Source organism: Vibrio sp. McD22-P3 (assembly GCF_021568915.1).
In the GTDB taxonomy this organism is placed as follows: domain Bacteria; phylum Pseudomonadota; class Gammaproteobacteria; order Enterobacterales; family Vibrionaceae; genus Vibrio; species Vibrio mediterranei.
On record NZ_JAKGTN010000015.1, the window covers coordinates 121,813 to 138,204 of the forward strand.

Annotated in this window: 16 protein-coding genes and 1 pseudogene; 10 read left to right on the top strand and 7 right to left on the bottom strand. The window is 42.0% G+C overall.

From position 1 onward, the window contains the following. The first annotated feature begins 308 nt into the window (after positions 1-308). Positions 309-1,604 (top strand): tyrosine-type recombinase/integrase, encoded by a 1,296-nt coding sequence (locus L2W36_RS18095; protein ID WP_236110894.1) that lies wholly within the window; start codon positions 309-311, stop codon positions 1,602-1,604. A 49-nt stretch (positions 1,605-1,653) separates the two neighbouring features. Here the strand turns inward: L2W36_RS18095 and L2W36_RS18100 are convergent, their stop codons facing one another. Continuing rightward, positions 1,654-2,595 (bottom strand): competence protein CoiA family protein, encoded by a 942-nt coding sequence (locus L2W36_RS18100; protein ID WP_236110895.1) that lies wholly within the window; start codon positions 2,593-2,595, stop codon positions 1,654-1,656. 183 nt (positions 2,596-2,778) lie between these two features. Here L2W36_RS18100 and L2W36_RS18105 point away from each other — a divergent pair, with 183 nt between their 5' ends. From L2W36_RS18105 to L2W36_RS18130, 7 genes and pseudogenes are all read left to right on the top strand, one after another. Continuing rightward, positions 2,779-3,060 (top strand): hypothetical protein, encoded by a 282-nt coding sequence (locus L2W36_RS18105; protein WP_236110896.1) that lies wholly within the window; start codon positions 2,779-2,781, stop codon positions 3,058-3,060. After that, positions 3,057-4,088: pseudogene (locus tag L2W36_RS18110) on the top strand (IS3 family transposase). The gene L2W36_RS18105 and the pseudogene L2W36_RS18110 overlap by 4 nt, the downstream one beginning before the upstream one ends. A gap of 70 nt (positions 4,089-4,158) precedes the next feature. Further along, entirely contained in the window at positions 4,159-4,683 is a 525-nt protein-coding gene (locus tag L2W36_RS18115; RefSeq protein WP_236110897.1) for a hypothetical protein, read from the top strand. A gap of 332 nt (positions 4,684-5,015) precedes the next feature. Beyond that, entirely contained in the window at positions 5,016-5,150 is a 135-nt protein-coding gene (locus L2W36_RS27360; RefSeq protein ID WP_268680669.1) for a hypothetical protein, read from the top strand. Between the two features lie 547 nt (positions 5,151-5,697). Next, on the top strand, positions 5,698-6,276 hold the full coding sequence (locus tag L2W36_RS18120; protein WP_236110898.1) for a hypothetical protein: 579 nt from the start codon (positions 5,698-5,700) through the stop codon (positions 6,274-6,276). A 24-nt stretch (positions 6,277-6,300) separates the two neighbouring features. Beyond that, positions 6,301-7,014, top strand: coding sequence for a hypothetical protein (locus L2W36_RS18125; RefSeq protein ID WP_236110899.1), 714 nt, complete (start codon positions 6,301-6,303; stop codon positions 7,012-7,014). Between the two features lie 126 nt (positions 7,015-7,140). Continuing rightward, positions 7,141-7,719 carry a recombinase family protein gene (locus L2W36_RS18130; protein ID WP_236110900.1) on the top strand — a complete coding sequence of 193 codons (579 nt, stop codon included), beginning with the start codon at positions 7,141-7,143 and terminating at the stop codon, positions 7,717-7,719. A 36-nt stretch (positions 7,720-7,755) separates the two neighbouring features. On the opposite strand, the gene L2W36_RS18135 is transcribed toward L2W36_RS18130, so the two are convergent. From L2W36_RS18135 to L2W36_RS18155, 5 genes are read right to left on the bottom strand one after another with little or no spacing between them, the layout of a single operon-like run. Continuing rightward, on the bottom strand, positions 7,756-8,442 hold the full coding sequence (locus L2W36_RS18135; RefSeq protein ID WP_236110901.1) for a hypothetical protein: 687 nt from the start codon (positions 8,440-8,442) through the stop codon (positions 7,756-7,758). 21 nt (positions 8,443-8,463) lie between these two features. Beyond that, positions 8,464-9,459: a hypothetical protein gene (locus L2W36_RS18140; protein WP_236110902.1), complete on the bottom strand. Its 996-nt coding sequence runs from the start codon at positions 9,457-9,459 to the stop codon at positions 8,464-8,466. Positions 9,460-9,479: 20 nt separating this feature from the next. Beyond that, positions 9,480-11,390: an AAA family ATPase gene (locus L2W36_RS18145; RefSeq protein ID WP_114322584.1), complete on the bottom strand. Its 1,911-nt coding sequence runs from the start codon at positions 11,388-11,390 to the stop codon at positions 9,480-9,482. 2 nt (positions 11,391-11,392) lie between these two features. Next, on the bottom strand, positions 11,393-12,988 hold the full coding sequence (locus L2W36_RS18150) for a restriction endonuclease subunit S (RefSeq protein WP_236110906.1): 1,596 nt from the start codon (positions 12,986-12,988) through the stop codon (positions 11,393-11,395). Beyond that, a complete protein-coding gene (locus L2W36_RS18155; RefSeq protein WP_236110907.1) occupies positions 12,988-14,478 on the bottom strand; it encodes an N-6 DNA methylase in 1,491 nt (496 codons plus the stop codon). Before L2W36_RS18155 ends, L2W36_RS18150 begins: the two co-directional genes overlap by 1 nt. 154 nt (positions 14,479-14,632) lie before the next feature. On the opposite strand from L2W36_RS18155, the gene L2W36_RS18160 reads away from it, so the two are divergent. Next, positions 14,633-15,031 (top strand): hypothetical protein, encoded by a 399-nt coding sequence (locus L2W36_RS18160; RefSeq protein WP_236110908.1) that lies wholly within the window; start codon positions 14,633-14,635, stop codon positions 15,029-15,031. A gap of 134 nt (positions 15,032-15,165) precedes the next feature. On the opposite strand, the gene L2W36_RS18165 is transcribed toward L2W36_RS18160, so the two are convergent. Then, positions 15,166-15,315, bottom strand: a complete 150-nt coding sequence (locus L2W36_RS18165; RefSeq protein ID WP_017790133.1) for a hypothetical protein — start codon at positions 15,313-15,315, stop codon at positions 15,166-15,168. 76 nt (positions 15,316-15,391) lie between these two features. On the opposite strand from L2W36_RS18165, the gene L2W36_RS18170 reads away from it, so the two are divergent. Continuing rightward, entirely contained in the window at positions 15,392-15,757 is a 366-nt protein-coding gene (locus L2W36_RS18170) for an elongation factor Ts (RefSeq protein ID WP_236110909.1), read from the top strand. The last annotated feature ends 635 nt before the right edge of the window (positions 15,758-16,392 follow it).

Sequence of the window (16,392 nt, forward strand, 5' to 3'; positions counted from 1 at the left end):
CGCTCCCGACAGGATTCGAACCTGTGACCTGCCCCTTAGGAGAGGTGGAAATTAGGTTTTTGGGAGATTTTTTGGATTTTTACAGTCTTTAAATATGTTTTTAAATTCAAAGGGTTACTGGATCTTGTTGTGTTTTTTAGTTTCACTGCCTTTCATAGTACTTCACGCTAACTTGACCCGTTACTTGACCCAATATTCACTGCAAAATTGGTAAAGTTACTTGTCAATATAGTTTGTTGCATTCAATGAATCTATGGTCAAAGTCTTCATTTCTGCACAATACCCATAATTAATTTAGGTAGTACTTTATGGGAACGACACTTACACAGACAAAGATCAATGGCGCAAAACCGAAGAAAAGCAATGCGTACTATATTTGGGATAAAAATGGGGAGAGAGGCTCGGGTGTTCTGGGAGTAAAGATTACTCCATCGGGGAATAAGCTTTACTATTTCAGATACATAGTTGGCGGAAAATCAAAGTTCATAAAACTGGGGTCAGTCTCGGGAATGAGTCTTAAAACTGCCCGAGAACATAGAGTGGAACTTTCTGCTCTTTTGGCTAGCGGAATAGATCCAAAGGAGAAAATGGAGAATGACAAGCGCAAAGCCGAAGAGGAGCGACGTCGCCAACAAGCGCATGGGGCTTTCGCTGACCTTCTAGATGTGTTTTTTGAACATCTTTCATCAAAACACAAAGACCCAGAACAGCGAAAACGTTGCCTAAGCCGATATGAACGGCATGTTAAATATTATATTGAAGGCCAGATTGCACCTGACCGTAGGGTTAATACAATCACTAAACAGGACATACTTGCTCTTCTTGGGAAAATAACACCTTCGGCTCCTGTGCAGGCAGATAAGATTAGAAGTATCCTTCACAAAATGTTCGAACTAGCCATCGATTTTGATGACGATCCTGCTAACTACCAAAAAAACTTGAGGTTCTTCACTCAAGTTAATCCTGTAAGTCGAATCAAGAAACAGAACAAAAGCAAGCCTGGTCGCAGAAGTTTATCGCTTCATGAAATCCAAAGGTTTATGGATCCAAATAATGAGAAGTACTTCGACAAGCGTATATTTTTGTTGCTCAAGATGTCGATTTTTCTGGGCGGGCAGCGACCACTAGAGCTACTTCTTTCCAAACGGTCATCGTTTATAGGTTCTGATGACATGTTAGTACTAGAAGAGAACTGTACCAAGACCTCGGTAGCAAATGTTCTCCCCATTGGACAAAACGTTCAATCGATGATTGATGAAGTTGATAGTCTTCGTTTTATTGATGAAGCTCATAACCCATTACTGTTTTCCGCATCCAATACTATGGGGCATGTTGACCCTAGCTACGTAGCAAAACAGTTAAGGAAATTTTGTGAAACGACGGGATTTCCCAAGTTCACTCCAAGAGATCTTCGGCGTTCAGTTAAAAACATAATGCTTGAACTGGATATTAGGCGAGATATAACGAACTATATTCAAAATCACTCGTTTGGTGACGTAGCCGAGGCGCACTACATCACCTATGAGTTCATGACACAGAAGAAGAGTGCCTTGTCGTTGCTTGAGAGCAAGCTGACTGAAATACCACCAGCCAAAGCAAATTAACAATCGCCTATTTTTAATGGAAAGCTACTGAGGCTGCATTTATGGTGCCTCAGTTCTTTCTCGCTATTTCACTAGCATACAAATGGTTATGACATTTGGGGCAGGTAGGTTGCCCTGGTAATGAAGCTTGCCATTGGCAGTTACACATGATGCATTCGAATGTTGCTGTTCTTTTGGGTATCGGTGGCGGAGGAGCTATCGGTTTGCTTCTTGGCGCAAGCCAAGGGTCGTTGTGTAGAGAGAATGAACGGCCTCTAGAACCAGAATGATTAGTTGTTGAGTGAGGTTTGGCTTGATAGCTAGCGATAGCCGAGTTCAAACGTTGATATGCTGCTTTCTGCATTGATGCTTTTCGCGGGTGAAATACCCAACTTTTTGATGAAAGGTCATTCTGTAGAAACTGCTCCAGCCTATCTAGTTGCCGAGTTCCAGTTCGATCTTCTTTAAACAAGTAGTGTGTATCATCGAGTTTAATTTCTAGCACACCACTTTGTTGATTGTTCGAAGCATCAAGCTCAGTAGGGAGTGGGCGACTTGGATGGGTAAAATAGATGGCAAAAGAGAAACCTTCAACCTTACCAACAATGTCGACAATACAATTTGAAAACGGTACTTCCTTATGGACGTCATTTAGTTCGATAGTTGATTGCTTTGCTATCAGAAACTCTTCTTTGAAGTGGGCTCCCTTAGCTAGGCGATCTACCGTGCACTTGAACTCTGGCAGAGCGATCTTAATCCCTGTTTCAATTACTTGTCTTGCCATCATTCTGACTGAAACAAAGAAGGAAAAGTCACACTCCTTATCTGTTTTATCTACCTTGCGAGTTGCATGAGCAAAGTGCCATTGTTTCTCCTCTCCTTGTCGGGCTATGAGTGGGGTGTGACAAGACGGGCAAATACAGCCACATTTCTTTCCGCGAGCAACATCAGAGACATCCACAAAAGAGTGGTCTTCGTTTCTCAAGCCAAAAGGAACGTGCTGAAGAGTCATATTGCGTTATGCTATTAATTGCTAGGCCGTTGGAATCATAATAAGCTAGAAAGCCTGATCAATATGTTAGACAGTTAGCAATAATGCTAATGGCTTGATATGTATTAGTTCGTATTACGCGGTTCGTAATTTACGAACTGAGACTGGAGTGCTTTAATCTCAATCAAACTTAAGAGTGCAACGATGCCATATTGCAAAACAACTTTAGCAATCACTTCAGAAATGAATCCTAGAGAAGTGATAAACCAATTGTCCAGAACAAAGTTTAAAGCTAGAGCTGTTAGATGTGAGTGGAAAGCGCATCAATTTGCGATCGACAACGGTATGAACAACGTTCGTGCTGAGATTAGCAGTGACAATGCTCAAATCTTGTTTTGTTGTCGCTATTCTCAATACGTCAATGTGATCGAGAGCATAGTTAGAGAGTTTGCTGATGAGCAAGGACTATCACAAGATAGTCGTTGAGAGTAGTGTTTAAAGAAGAAGCGCTGAAGTTAGCGGAGAAAGTTGGAGTAGCTGCGACAGCGAAGCAATTGTTGTTACATGAATCTCAGAACTATGGTGACGTGGGGAGCTAAAAGCGATATCAGTATCAGTCAGCGAGGAAAAGATTTAGCCGCGGAAGTGCCCAAACTCAAAAGACAATTGGCTGAGCGGGCTGAAGAGCGAGATATTGTAAAAAGGCCCCACAACCTAAAGTAGATTGCTACGAATTTATGCTCTAACACTCGCTGAGCTTCAGCATTGCCCATATGGCTTAGGTGTTCGGCGTTTCACGAATTGGGTTTTATGACTGGATTAAGCATCGCCACAAGGCTATCCAGCATAAGGTAACAGATACGAAGGCCAAAGAGGAGTTTTGATATTAGCAAAGGCCGTGATGGCTCAGGGCGCATCCAGAAAGAGCTGGCGGAGAACGGTGATAACGGCAATGTTAACACCATTGCCGCGAGTATGAAGTGGCAGGATTTAATGCCGAAAGCGGCACGTAAATATAGGTGTACAGCGGACAGCAAACATACTTTGCCAGTTGCTCCGAACCTGTTGGCTCAAGATTTCAATGCGGAGTCTCCGAATCAAAAATGAGAGCGAGATATCACTTACGTGGCGACAAGTGAAGGCTGGTGGTATTTGACGGTGATTATAGACCCTTATTCAAGGCAAGCTATCGGTTGGTCTAGGGATACTCGAATGACGGCAACTCTGGTCTGTGATGCGTTATCAATGGCCTTGTCTCGTCGTGGCTTCCCCGAGCAAGTTATCTTTATAATCTAAAGCAAAGTATGAGTAGGAATGGAAATTGCTGGGACACTGTTTGTGTTGAGAGCTTTTCCATTCAATGAAAGTGGAAGCGATACAGTATGAGCCACTCATGAGACGAGATGCGCTAAACGATCTTTGAATACATAGAGGTTGATTATAGTTGGACAAGAAGGCACTGTGCTCTCAGGTATCTAAACCCAGTTAACTTTGAAAATCAAAATGTCGCTTAATAGAGTGTCCAGTCTTGCTGGAACTGTTCAAAACACTCAAACGACCTTATTTCACATTCAAGGAGTTCTAATGAAATATGCAGCAGCGCTGGCTTTAACTCTTTTAGTTAACATCGCACGCGCAAGTGAATGGTCATGGGAGTCAAACAATAGTCTTGACGACACATACACCACAGCTCAGATAGCTACTCGAATCAACCCAGATGATGGAACTAAAGATTTATACATCTCTGTAGCTAGTATTGAAACACTTGATGATACCTTCGAAAGGTATGTGTTGTTCACCAATGCTAATAATTACGCATCACTGTGTTTCAAACCAGAAGACTTCCGTCAGGAAGTCGTACTTGAAATAGGTAACGCTAACATTGCGTACACACGCAAATGTACACCCACAAGTGACTTTCTTCGTAGAGGTTGGACATATTACCCATCAAGTAAACGTGCAGCAAATGCTGCTATCACACAATTCAAGTATGCCAAGAAATGGATACGCGTTCAGTTCCCTGATGATAGTAGTGGTAACGAACGTTTTACTTACTTCGATACCACTGGATTTACTAGAGCTTTTAATAAAGCGAAAGTAATCAAATAACTATGCGCTTTAGTCCAAAGAGACATCCGTCCCTTTTTTATGGGACGTCTCCTCAATGTAACTGAAGCAACGTAGGAGACTATTGTGTCTACATTTAACGTATAAAGCCCAGTTCAACCAAAGAACTAAGATGCAACCATCATCTAGGGCTTGATTGTTCAAAGCCCTCAGTACATCACTGAACAGTATGTGTCATTCACTGAGTTGGAATGTTACCTCGTCATAAAGTGATTTGCCAAATCTTATAGATTCGATTCCGCTCGACTAAGAGTAGGGGTAAAGAACCTATAGTTGCTTGGGCTTCGAATGAGTAATATAGCGTCAGAGGATTTATGACTAAGAATAAACAGAGAAAAGAGCGCAAGAACTTCACAGAAGAAGAAGCAAAAGCTTTTGCCGAAGCTGTTAACTCATCAGCGAGAAAAGTGCACCCATCCAAAAAAAATAGTACGAACAACATTGGTTGAATTTTGCACACAGATAGTGCGGAGAGGAAAGGGTTTCGCACTATCTGTGTGCGAGGCTTTGGCAGGGAAAGTGCCGTTAATGGCAGTGTTAGTGCCAAGCTTGGCAGAGAAAGTGCCATTAATGGCAGTGTTTTGAAGTGCAGGAATTAGAGAAAACTCTGATCAAACGTCCTGAAAAAATTTCGTTCCTTACATTAGTGATATAAATTTATAATTGTTATGAAAGTTATAATAGTTATACCACATTTTTCGATTGAAATAAATTGAAAATCAGTACTAAATCTTGCAGCTATGGCTTGAATTGGTTTTTTATACTAAATAATTAGTTGTTGTCAAACAGCTAAAAAACGTGGAATTTCTCTCATATCGTTCGCACTCACTGAGTGTGAAGGTCACAGTATTCAAAATCAGTACGTAATTTAAACAAGCCATAAATAATCATTTACTTCACCACTTATCTTTATTGTTCTTCAATTATTATAGCGTAAATAATTGAAATAAAAGGGCTATTTGACCATTTGGTTGTTCTGGGTATAAGATGTTGACTATGGCTCAGTTGATAGGGGTGAACAACATGTGTGACGTAGACAAAAACTCTAACAACTCAAATGAACTAAGAAGATTCAAACGCACGGTAGAGCTGCTAAACAGCCTGAACTGGATACTCTCGTATCAAGTTCCTCACGATTCTCAAGCAATGGCACTTAAGCTCATTCATCAGTCAGAAACATACTATCTCTCAGATCAGTTCTGTAATAACGGAAAAATCCTACCTGCTTTGGAAAAATACATCCCTAACTTAAGGCGCATGGGGGATCTAAATGCCATTGACTGGCTGTACTCAGAAAAATGTGTATTAGTTCATCGGGTAGAGGCTGAAAGGTTTCAACACGAGGTTGCTTTTGAGAATGGCTTAGATGTTAATGACGCCCTAACCGCCATTATCGCTAAACAAAATAAGTATGTCACTGCGTCACCAATGTCACTGTTGCTATCAGGAGATATAGATGCATTTGAAATTTTCTTCGATGATTGGCATGACAGTGACCATCGTGAAATCACTACATCTGAGATCGATTGGTTTAAAGCGTGGCTAGAACTATATCTAGAACATAATCCCCGTTGAAACTTGTTCATCTCGGAGGCAATTATGAGCCAGATCCAAAATGCGGCTAAGCAAATAGCAAATCTATACAACTTTTCCCCCACATACCCTGAACAAGTTTTCGAGTACAGTTCAGATTGGTTGGAGCTGCAAATCAGAGCCCCATCTTGTTTTCCACCCGAAATTGCACAGACTCTATCTGCAAGAGAAAAAATAGCGTATGACGATAGATGTCCAAATGAATGGGCTAGCATCTTAAGGTGTTGCCCCGCGATTGAGAGTATTTATCTAGCGCCTGGGTATAGAGGGCAGGGGTTCTTTCAATATCTCGTATCAGAGCTTTTGTCCTTGGAGCGAGTGCGTTATGTGTGTGTTAATAATGTCTACAGCATTGAACTAGCGCAACATTTGACAAGAAGCCCTGCTTGGAGCAGTTTGTTGCCGCTGAACCCATTTGATATAAAGCGACTCGTTCCTTACTGCTCACAAGATCCAGAGGCGTATCAGTCAGTGATCAGAACTATTGACGATTACATTGATGTTCCTGGAACGTACTTGCCCACAGCGATAAATCTCAAGCAGAAATTTATTGAATTGGTTGAAAGCCAGTCTGCAAGTAGAGGCCAAGAGGGGCTGAGCAGGGTAACTATTGATACACACGTTTGTGGCTTGCCAGAAACAACCGTCGAGTTTCTGCGAGGGATGAGGAATTATTACACTGATGAAGCCGCGTTCTCTTCATACCAACCTATTAAATGAGGTATCAAAAAACAACCGCTAAATGATAACAGTGATGCCCCCCTATAAAAGGTATCATAAAAATACCTATCAATTATATGATACCAATGTTATATTGATGCTAGGTTTTATGATACTGGACGTGAGATGACTGGACGCACTTTTGCCTACTGCCGTGTTTCAACAACGGAACAAACTACACAGAACCAAATTTTAGCTATTCGCAATGCTGGCTATGATGTGATTGACTCTCGTGTAATCAGTGAAACCGTCTCTGGTAGTACGAAGGCTACAGACAGAGAGCAATTCTCAAACCTAATCGAACATAAAATAGAAGCAGGTGACACCTTAGTCGTTCTAAAACTTGATCGACTTGGACGAAATAATATTGATGTTCAGCAAACGGTAAGTTTACTCGATAGTAAAGGTATTCGTGTTGTCTGCCTAGATTTACCAGTCGCTGATCTTAGCTCTTCCGAAGGAAGGCTGATGTTGCAGATGTTCTCGGCATTTGCTGAGTTCGAGAGGAATAGAATAAGGGAACGAACTCAAGAGGGATTGGTTAGAGCGAAGGCTGAAGGAAAGAAGTTAGGTAGACCTAGAGCAACGAAAACAACTAAGTTGGTACAGGCATGCAAGTCACAAGGTATGTCTCAAAGTAAAGCGGCTGTACAACTTAACTTGGGTATCGCTACTATTAAGCGCCACTGGAATCAAGATGTATAGTGGATTTAGTTACCGCCATTAATGGTTATGGGAACTTTAAAATCTGCCGACGAAAGAAATTCCCAGTTTATCAATCTTATCTAAGGAGTGATAAAGTTGCGCATAATAGTTTGTCTTAGGATCGATTGTTATATATCTATCATTGTCCACGATTTTAACTTTGTTGATACCTGGGTTACTTAAAGCTGATATGTAGCCTATAGGGTAGTCTGGCTCAATACTATAGGCATACCCAGCGTTGTCAGTGCAAGATAGGCTTACTATATCAAAACTGGCTATCATTTTATCTTTCTCTATATTTGATGCTCTGACGCCTAGGCGGCAATCCCCACCATCAAAAACGTGCTCACTTGATGTGGAAGATATTGGAGAAACGGTTGTCACGATAGCAAAGGTATAATCGTGCTCAGTATTAGCTATGTGCGACTGGGGGCTGTTCAGCCATGGCAATGACAGAAACTTAATCACAGCGGCGGAACTGCTTGGAATGCTGTAGTTAGATGCTTCCAGCTTGGCTAATTTTAAGCGCTTTTCCATAGCACCATCGCCTTGTACTGCTACGAGTGTCGGTTGCTCATACCCGATAATCTGTTTCATATCTTGCACAAACCGCATCCCAGTATCTTTTGCTTCATAAACATAAGAAGTGGTAGTTAAGAGCGCCGCGATAGAGATTACTATTTTGTTTTTGCTAATGATTTCCTTGAGTCTGGTAAAGCCCATTGCTCTCTCCATTAGATATTACTAACTAACTTTTTCTACAGCCATGCCACTTTGCTCTGCAAAGTGAATCAATCGAGTGATATTGCTGAGGCTCCACTGGTTGGTGATGGCTATCACCTCGTCGTTAGGCAGGGTAATCAGCGCGTCTTCATCGCTGTGGAAGCGACGAATTCTACCTTGAGGTATATCATCCGCTAGGATGGCAATGCGTCGTCTTACTGGCTCGTTATATGCGTTGAGTACATCATTCAAGCTGTGTGGCTGATGCTTCTCGATCCAGTCAGTGACTAACGCGAGCGCGAGGTGACGCTTTTTATAGGTATGACCGTTATAGCGGTACTCCGAGTAATCTTTTTCGCCTTTTTGAACGCTTGTGCGCTGCTCGGCACGCTTCTCGCGGAACTTCACCTGGTACTCTTCTACCTCGGGTACAGGGATTATCTGTTCGGCATTGATCAGTACATCTTCTTTGTAGCGGTAGGGCGTAAGGCGCACACAACTGATATCGATGCCTTTATCACGCAGCCACAAAACAGAAGTGGTGAGTTCTTTACCGAAGTCTGCTGAGGCTAGAACGATTCGAACATCGTTACCAAAGTCATCCAGGCTGTTTTCATCAAGATCGACAAACTCCAGGATGGCTTCGCGGGCTTCAATCTCTTGGCCTTCTTTCTTTAAGTACTGAGCATAGTAGTCACACGCTTTGTCGAACGTCATGGTAGAGATCATTGCGGCATATCGTAGCGCTTGCAGTTCCATATGCGCACCGATTTCATCCCGTTTAAGCTCGATGACGACTAAGTTGGCATTTTTGTCGATGGCTAATAGATCAATACGGCGACGGCTGTCTTCCCAGTCTGAAAACTCTTCTGATATCACCAAACAATCAGGAGCGATGGCATCAATACAGCCTTTCAGCGCTTCTTGTAAATCGTGCCGCTCTTGCAGCCCTTCGGCTGCAAAAGTGGTCGGTGTCAGTGCGGTGAGGTTTTTATCAGCGATGTTATATAAACTCAAAAGAATCCCTTATCCACTCTCTATGCTGCATTCGTAGAAGCCTCTTCGTCATTGATTAAGCGAGAAACCAAATTAAACATTGGTCTGAATATTTCGAACTCCTCTTGGGACAATGATGGCACATAGTCTTTAGCAAAATGAACTTTGTCACCAGAGAACACGATTCGTTCTCCCCCACAAGAGGTAGGTTCTTTTTGAAAGTAAGTCCCCAACAGTTCTTCTTTATAGAACAAGATCTCTATGGCTATATGTGAATCTGACCCTCTTCCCCATGGAGTATTGTCAGCTTTTAAAGCCTGTTTCTTGATAGCAGCAATGTCGGGAACAGGTAAGAGCATCACATATTGGTTAACAGGTGAGTTGCTTCTTTTTAGCTGCCTAGCTAAACCTTTGAAGGCGTTTGTTTCGATGTCTAGTCCCTTATTTCTGCTTGATAGACCATTCCAATCATCGAATGCCTCATCAAAGTCGAATAAGGCAAAAAATTTACGTTCAGGATGATTTTGTCTTAGTTCATCTCTAGACATTAAGTTTCTTAGGAAGTTACGGTCAAATGCGTTGTGGATACAGAATGGGCGAGGCTCTTCATTAAATAGCTTTTTCCATGCAATATCCAATATGTATTCGTCAGAGATACCTTCAGTAAAGAGCACTGGTTGATCAGAGTTTCTTAGATAAGTAGAAATGCTCATTACTGTCTCATTTTCGGCAAGGGTTATTTTATTGCCTGATAGAGACTTGATGGCGTCACTCTTATGTATACTGACAATCTGAGAGTCTCCATTTTCAGAGCGTTGGATGCTGTTAAGAGTTTGCGTAGCTGTGGTCATCAAAGTCGCAGCACTATGAGTAGCCATTAGTACTTGATTGGTAGCTTCTGCTGAATTGGAAATACTGTCTATTTGTGTAAGAAAGTTAAATTGCCAATCTGGATGTAAAAAAGAATCTGGCTCATCTAGAAGTGTTAAACAGTTTCTTGATTTGAAGAGTTCGGTTAGAGAGTAAATGTATACTGATTGAAATTGTCCATCACTGAAGAAGTCCAGCCCTACCTTAGTTGAATCCAAAAGTGTTAACTCCGCATGAATATCATAAAGCATTTCTAAGGTTTTAAGATTGTCAAAGAGGCCAAACAAACTTGCAGGATCTAATTCTTTGAATTCTTGTCTAAACAATTCGATATCAATGTTAAGTTCATAGCATTGCTCTGCATTATTGTAGATGTCTCTGTGCTGAAACTCACCGCGAATGCAATTCAAGAGGCGATCAACAAACTCTCTTGGTAGTGCTTTAAGGCCCCAAAAATGCGTTCGTTGATCAAACTCTTCAATTGAGACGTCTCTTGCATATGTCTTTCTTGGCCTTTTTAATTTTATTTTGATAGATGCTTGTTCGTTTTTTAAACCAAGTTTTTCGTAAACAAGCTGCCTTGCTTGGTTATCTTCGGGTAGGAAGGTGATGATAGAAAGTAACAGTTGTTTGTACTCCGAGCCCATACCAATGAAAACGCGGCTGTCATCTATTTCTGCTTGATCAATGTTTCTACGATGATTCTTTTCATATTTGTCTAACAAAGCAGAGATGTTGAAATTTTGACCAGAGTAATAGATGAGGACATTGTCGGGAAAGAAAGTACTATTCACCTCATCTAAGTTGCTGGAAAGGACAGCGCCATCGTAGCTCCAAACTACCTCTGCTGAGTTAATAGAGTATGTGATCTGATACGAAAAACCTGGAGCAAATGGTTCACGTGAGTTCTTAATCTTACTTTCATAAACATGCCTAAATATCTCAAGTAATGCTTCGAAAAAGTTAGATTTTCCAGAGCCATTTTTCCCCACAAATAATTCCAGAAAACTAGGATTTTCAAAGTCCAAGTTTAGGTTCTTAATGTTTTTATATTCACTGATAAAAATAGATTTTAAACGCATCGTTAGTAAGCCTGTTGTGTCATGACGTCACATAGAGTTGTCTTGGTTTCGGAGCAGCCAGTCAAACGAGTTCTCAGCTTATCACAGAGTGCAATAAGCTTATTCGTTTGACTGACGACCTCAACTTGAATGTTTTTGTTTGTTGGAAAGGTAACAGGTAAACCCTCTACAACCTTCTTGCTTATTTTAGGCATGGTTCCAGAAGTCCCCGTCATTTGTTTCCACATGTGCTCTCTGGATGTATTAGCTGATAGAAATAGAGAAAGAAATTCTGGGGAAATTAGCTGATTAACGCGTAGCTTCATCATTAGATCGGGATAAATATAGTTATGATGGTCTTCTTGTATTAAGACATTAGAGCCTACAAAGTTCGCAGAGTTTCCTCGTTGAATTAGTATATCTCCACGAGTGAGGAATAGGTAAGGCTTGTCCTTAACATCGACATCAATATACTTAGATTGTTCTAGATCGAGAGAACCATACGATGTCGCACCAAGTTTAAGAACCTTGAGTTCAGTCCTACTTGGTGCTTCTTTTGGAGATAAACCATTTCTTGGCCCAAAACTAAGAAGCTCCTTAAGCATTGTCTTTCGAGAGTTGCCAAAGGATACGAGTTTACCCATCACCGCCAGTTGTAGGATAGCCTGCTTGAGCTGTTCGATACTCTCTTCGGTCGTGAATAAGGTATCGAAATGCTCACTGATTCGCGCCCAGTTTTGCATTAATTCGTCAGCATCGGCAGAGTTGGTGAGTGTGTCCAACAGAGTTGTTACCAGCACTTGATGCGCTTCAATACTGACTTCGGTTTGTTGCTCTAGCTGGTCGCAGAGAGCCATTAGCTCATCGACTTTTGCGACGATACGGTGTTGTTCCTCAATTGGGGGAAGTGGATGTACAACTTTCTCCATTCTCTCTTTAGTCATATGAATCATCGCTATACCGTTACCGCTAGCTTTGATTCTTTCAGATATAGTTTGGAGAAAAATCTTCGAGAAATGTTTATTTAAAACAGCCTCATTAAATATATCCATTTTCCAAATATGATAGTGATATATCACTTTACCGCCGTCCCAAATGAATGGCCCAAAAGAGGCAGACCAAGCGTAAATAAGGTCTCCAGAACTAATGTACTTGTTGTCCTCTAACTCAAGGTTTGAGTAATACCACTCATTTGAAGTGAATAAGTTACCTACTCTAAGGATTGGGGTTCCGCTAGATAACATTTCCGCTTTTTTATAAGCTCGACCATTTACTACGTGGATAAGGTCTTCTATCTTTGCTGATGCCCAACTGTCAGGGTATGTAAAAAAATGCTCTTTATTGATGTTTTTTTTACTTCTACTCTTTTTGAGTAACTTCTTTTCTATTAAAGAGGCTTTAACTTCTAGAGATTTTTCTATAAGTACTTCGGCAGGCTCATCATTAGGATCTTGAGGAACGAGTTTTCCTCGAACCGCTAACTCCAGAATTAGCTCGCGCAGCTTTTTAACGCCATAAAGTTCTAGTTTCTTGCTGCTACCGCGACCAGAGGCCGATTTGGTCTTAGCTGCTGAAGTCCAAATATCAATATGTTCGGTAATTAGGTTCTCTACAGCCATTATTGCTCACCACCTTGCTTTTTATCTTGAATGGTAGAGTTAAGCGCATCGCCGAGAATGCCTTTCAGTTGGTCACGCAGTGCTTTAATGTCTTGTTGCTGCTGTTGATAGTTCGCCAGTAACTCTTCAGGGTCATGGCTGACTAGTTCGTCCTGATACGGGTTTTTAATATCAAGGTTAAAGTTGCGCTCGATAATGTCTTCAATCGACACTTTCCAAGCTTGCTTGGTCTCGATGCGGCTAGCGAATCCATCGGCCTCGTTGCCCCACCAATCGATCTCTTGCTGGAACTCTTCAAACTTCATTGGTTTGGTTTTGCTGTAGTTCTTCACGCCTTCTGGGTAAGGGTGCTCATAGAACCACACTTCTTTGGTCGGTTGGCCTTTGGTAAAGAACAGAATATTGGTCTTAATACCTGTGTATGGGTTGAACACGCCATTAGGTAAGCGAACAATCGTGTGCAGGTTACACTCTTCCGTCAGCATCTTTTTGATTTTGGTTTTTATACCTTCACCAAACAAGGTGCCATCAGGCAACACCACACCAGCGCGGCCATCTTTATCCAATACTTCCACAATAAGCTGCAAGAACAGATCGGCGGTTTCACGAGTTTGCATTTCGGCAGGGAAGTTCTTTTCAATCCCGTCCTCTTCTGTGCCACCAAACGGTGGGTTAGTCGCAATCACATTGATATTGCTGTCCCAGCTTGAAAGGGGCTTGTTAAGCGTGTTGCCGTGCTTGATCTGCACAGGGACCTCGATGCCGTGGAGCATCATATTGGTGATACACAGTAAGTGTGGAAGCTGTTTCTTCTCTACACCATGAATTTGCTTTTGCAGCGTTTGGTGGTCGGAAGCGTTTTCAACGTAGTTATTCTTAACATGGTCAAACGCGCAGGCTAGGAAGCCGCCCGTGCCTGTCGCGGGATCCATAATTTGTTCGCCTAGCTTTGGATCCAGTCTGTTGACGATAAAACGAGTCACCGCGCGAGGGGTATAGAACTCACCTGCATTACCTGCGCTTTGTAGATCGCGTAGGATCTGTTCGTAGATATCACCAAAGAGGTGACGTTCTTTAGAATCTGTAAAGTCGATCTCGTTGAGCTTGTTAATCACTTGGCGCAGCAGTGTGCCATTTTTCATGTAGTTGAAAGCATCACTAAAGGCTTCTTTCACCACAAAACCACGGGGGTTGGTGTCTTTCGGTGCGGTTAGGTTTTTTAACGTCGGGAATAGGTCATCATTGATGAATTCCAGCAGCTCATCACCTGTAATGCCTTGGTTATCTGCCGCCCAGTTACGCCATAGGTATTTCGCTGGGATGGGTTCGCGGTAATCATCTAACTCGAACTCTAGCTCTTCCTCTTGAGCATCAAACACTTTAAGGAATAAAAGCCAAGACATTTGGCCTAGACGCTGCGCGTCACCATCCACACCCGCATCTTTACGCATGATGTCTTGAATAGACTTGATAACTGAACTGATTGACATGAAGCTCTACTACTAACTGGCTGAAAAATTGTGTCAGAGTATACCAGAACTGAAGTTAAAAAAGTGAATCTGAGTCTATGAAACTAGATGGTTATATGTGGTTTAATGGGCATTAATAGAGAATCAAAATAACCCGACAAGTTAGATAAATATTATGAAGATAGAGTGCCCGCATTGCCAGGCAGATAATGATATTGAATTTGCAGAGCACATCGCGTGTAAAGAGTGTGAGAAGCCGTTTAAGGGGTTTAAGTTTAGCAAACGTAAATTTGTTTCAGCCAGTACAGCATTAGCGGTTGGGCTTATTGGAGGCTACAAGGTCAATGGTACGCTAGAAGAAGACCGCTACCCATTAGAGGTAGAGTACGCAATTGTTGATACCTGCGTAAATTCTTCAAAAAATATGGTGTCGGTGAGCTGGTATGAGAGTAAACGAGAAGCGTGCTTGTGCGCTCTTGCGGAGACAGAAAAGTCATTGACGTATTCAGACTATAAATCGGATCAGCAGCAGTTTTTGCTTAGCTTTAAACAAAATGCCAAAGGGTGTGTTTAACTCGAATCGAAGGTGAGGCAGCGAATGCTGCCTCTAATCGTTATTAACGTTTTGGTGTATTACCACGACCTTTGCCAGAAGGTTCGCCAGTTTTGCTTGGGTAGTTTGGATTTGGTTTGCTCATGAATTACTCCTTACTTGCCTTGTTTTTGATTGTTGGCAGCAGCGCGCTGAGCGCGAGCAGCAAATGAATCTTTGGATACTTGTCCACCATTTTGTTTTGCTTGATTCGCTTGAATACGAGCAGCGGCTTCTGGGGTCATTGGTGCTTTGTTTTTAGACATATTATTTTCCTTTTCGTTGAATTGATTACTCGTCTCCGCTGAGACAATTGCATAGTAACTAGTGGGGTAGGGACAAATGGGGACAGCTCAAAAACAAAAGCAAATTCGAACCATGTTGGATGCATTAGGTTGGAGCCATAGGCAACTGGCCGATGTTCTTTATGAGGAACTTCAGTGTTCTGAGTATGAAGATATGGAAGATGCTTCACTTGAGGAACTTCGTAAGTTTCGGGAGGCACTTAAAAAACAATTGCAGAGAGGCTCCACTCCAGAAAGTCGACTTGAGCAGTATGTGAAAGTAATCTCTGACCACCCTGACTTTGTCGCGTTAAATTTGGACGCTGTTACACCTAGGTATATTAGGCATCAAAATCTGAATGGCGAGCTGCAAGACGAACTTGCTGAGATTTCCAACTGGCTGGACGATGAGCACATTAACTGATCGTATTGCGGGGTTACCAAAGCCATTTCCTTTATTTTTGATTGATTAAATCGAGAGAGGTATACCGAATGTATAAAGGCCACTGGTATGATGTCATGGGCAAAGAAAGAACCGACCTTAGGGCTATGAGTCTTGATTTCGACTCACTCAGGGCTGCGCTTGATGAGGCACTAAATGTGCTGCCAGATACTTGTTTGATTGTTATGAACGAGCGTTTGGATTGGGGGTTAATCTCAATAGAAGGTTCGAAAAGGATGCTAATTTGCAGAGACTAGTTGGTTATGTGCGGTTTCTATATCATCTTTGTTGCTTGCTTCACTGTTCCGTATATAGGTTACTAGTATCATAAAAAGCTCTAAGTGTGGAAAGGAGCTTTATATGACTTGTAGTTGTTGTAACCGACGCCTTAAAGTGGGAATGATTCATAAGAAAGACCCACAATCAGGTAGGAAATATAAATCGTGTCCTCATTGCTCTGAGGCAAATGGAGGAGAGCATGTCTTTCATCCGTATCCTTCATCTTTTGGTAAGACTCCCGCCCGAGTGACCGCCCGAAACCCCGAAGGCTATCAAAGTTACTGCCTTGACTGTCGAAAGCTCGATAGAGGCGTTCAATCAATGACCCACTTGAACGG

Coding starts and splice junctions, on each gene's coding strand:
- L2W36_RS18150 (WP_236110906.1), bottom strand. CDS start 12,988: ATGGCTGTAGAGAACCTAATTACCGAACATATTGATATTTGGACTTCA.
- L2W36_RS18115 (WP_236110897.1), top strand. CDS start 4,159: ATGAAATATGCAGCAGCGCTGGCTTTAACTCTTTTAGTTAACATCGCA.
- L2W36_RS18130 (WP_236110900.1), top strand. CDS start 7,141: ATGACTGGACGCACTTTTGCCTACTGCCGTGTTTCAACAACGGAACAA.
- L2W36_RS18155 (WP_236110907.1), bottom strand. CDS start 14,478: ATGTCAATCAGTTCAGTTATCAAGTCTATTCAAGACATCATGCGTAAA.
- L2W36_RS18100 (WP_236110895.1), bottom strand. CDS start 2,595: ATGACTCTTCAGCACGTTCCTTTTGGCTTGAGAAACGAAGACCACTCT.
- L2W36_RS27360 (WP_268680669.1), top strand. CDS start 5,016: ATGACTAAGAATAAACAGAGAAAAGAGCGCAAGAACTTCACAGAAGAA.
- L2W36_RS18160 (WP_236110908.1), top strand. CDS start 14,633: ATGAAGATAGAGTGCCCGCATTGCCAGGCAGATAATGATATTGAATTT.
- L2W36_RS18170 (WP_236110909.1), top strand. CDS start 15,392: ATGGGGACAGCTCAAAAACAAAAGCAAATTCGAACCATGTTGGATGCA.
- L2W36_RS18145 (WP_114322584.1), bottom strand. CDS start 11,390: ATGCGTTTAAAATCTATTTTTATCAGTGAATATAAAAACATTAAGAAC.
- L2W36_RS18105 (WP_236110896.1), top strand. CDS start 2,779: ATGCCATATTGCAAAACAACTTTAGCAATCACTTCAGAAATGAATCCT.
- L2W36_RS18165 (WP_017790133.1), bottom strand. CDS start 15,315: ATGTCTAAAAACAAAGCACCAATGACCCCAGAAGCCGCTGCTCGTATT.
- L2W36_RS18095 (WP_236110894.1), top strand. CDS start 309: ATGGGAACGACACTTACACAGACAAAGATCAATGGCGCAAAACCGAAG.
- L2W36_RS18120 (WP_236110898.1), top strand. CDS start 5,698: ATGGCTCAGTTGATAGGGGTGAACAACATGTGTGACGTAGACAAAAAC.
- L2W36_RS18125 (WP_236110899.1), top strand. CDS start 6,301: ATGAGCCAGATCCAAAATGCGGCTAAGCAAATAGCAAATCTATACAAC.
- L2W36_RS18135 (WP_236110901.1), bottom strand. CDS start 8,442: ATGGGCTTTACCAGACTCAAGGAAATCATTAGCAAAAACAAAATAGTA.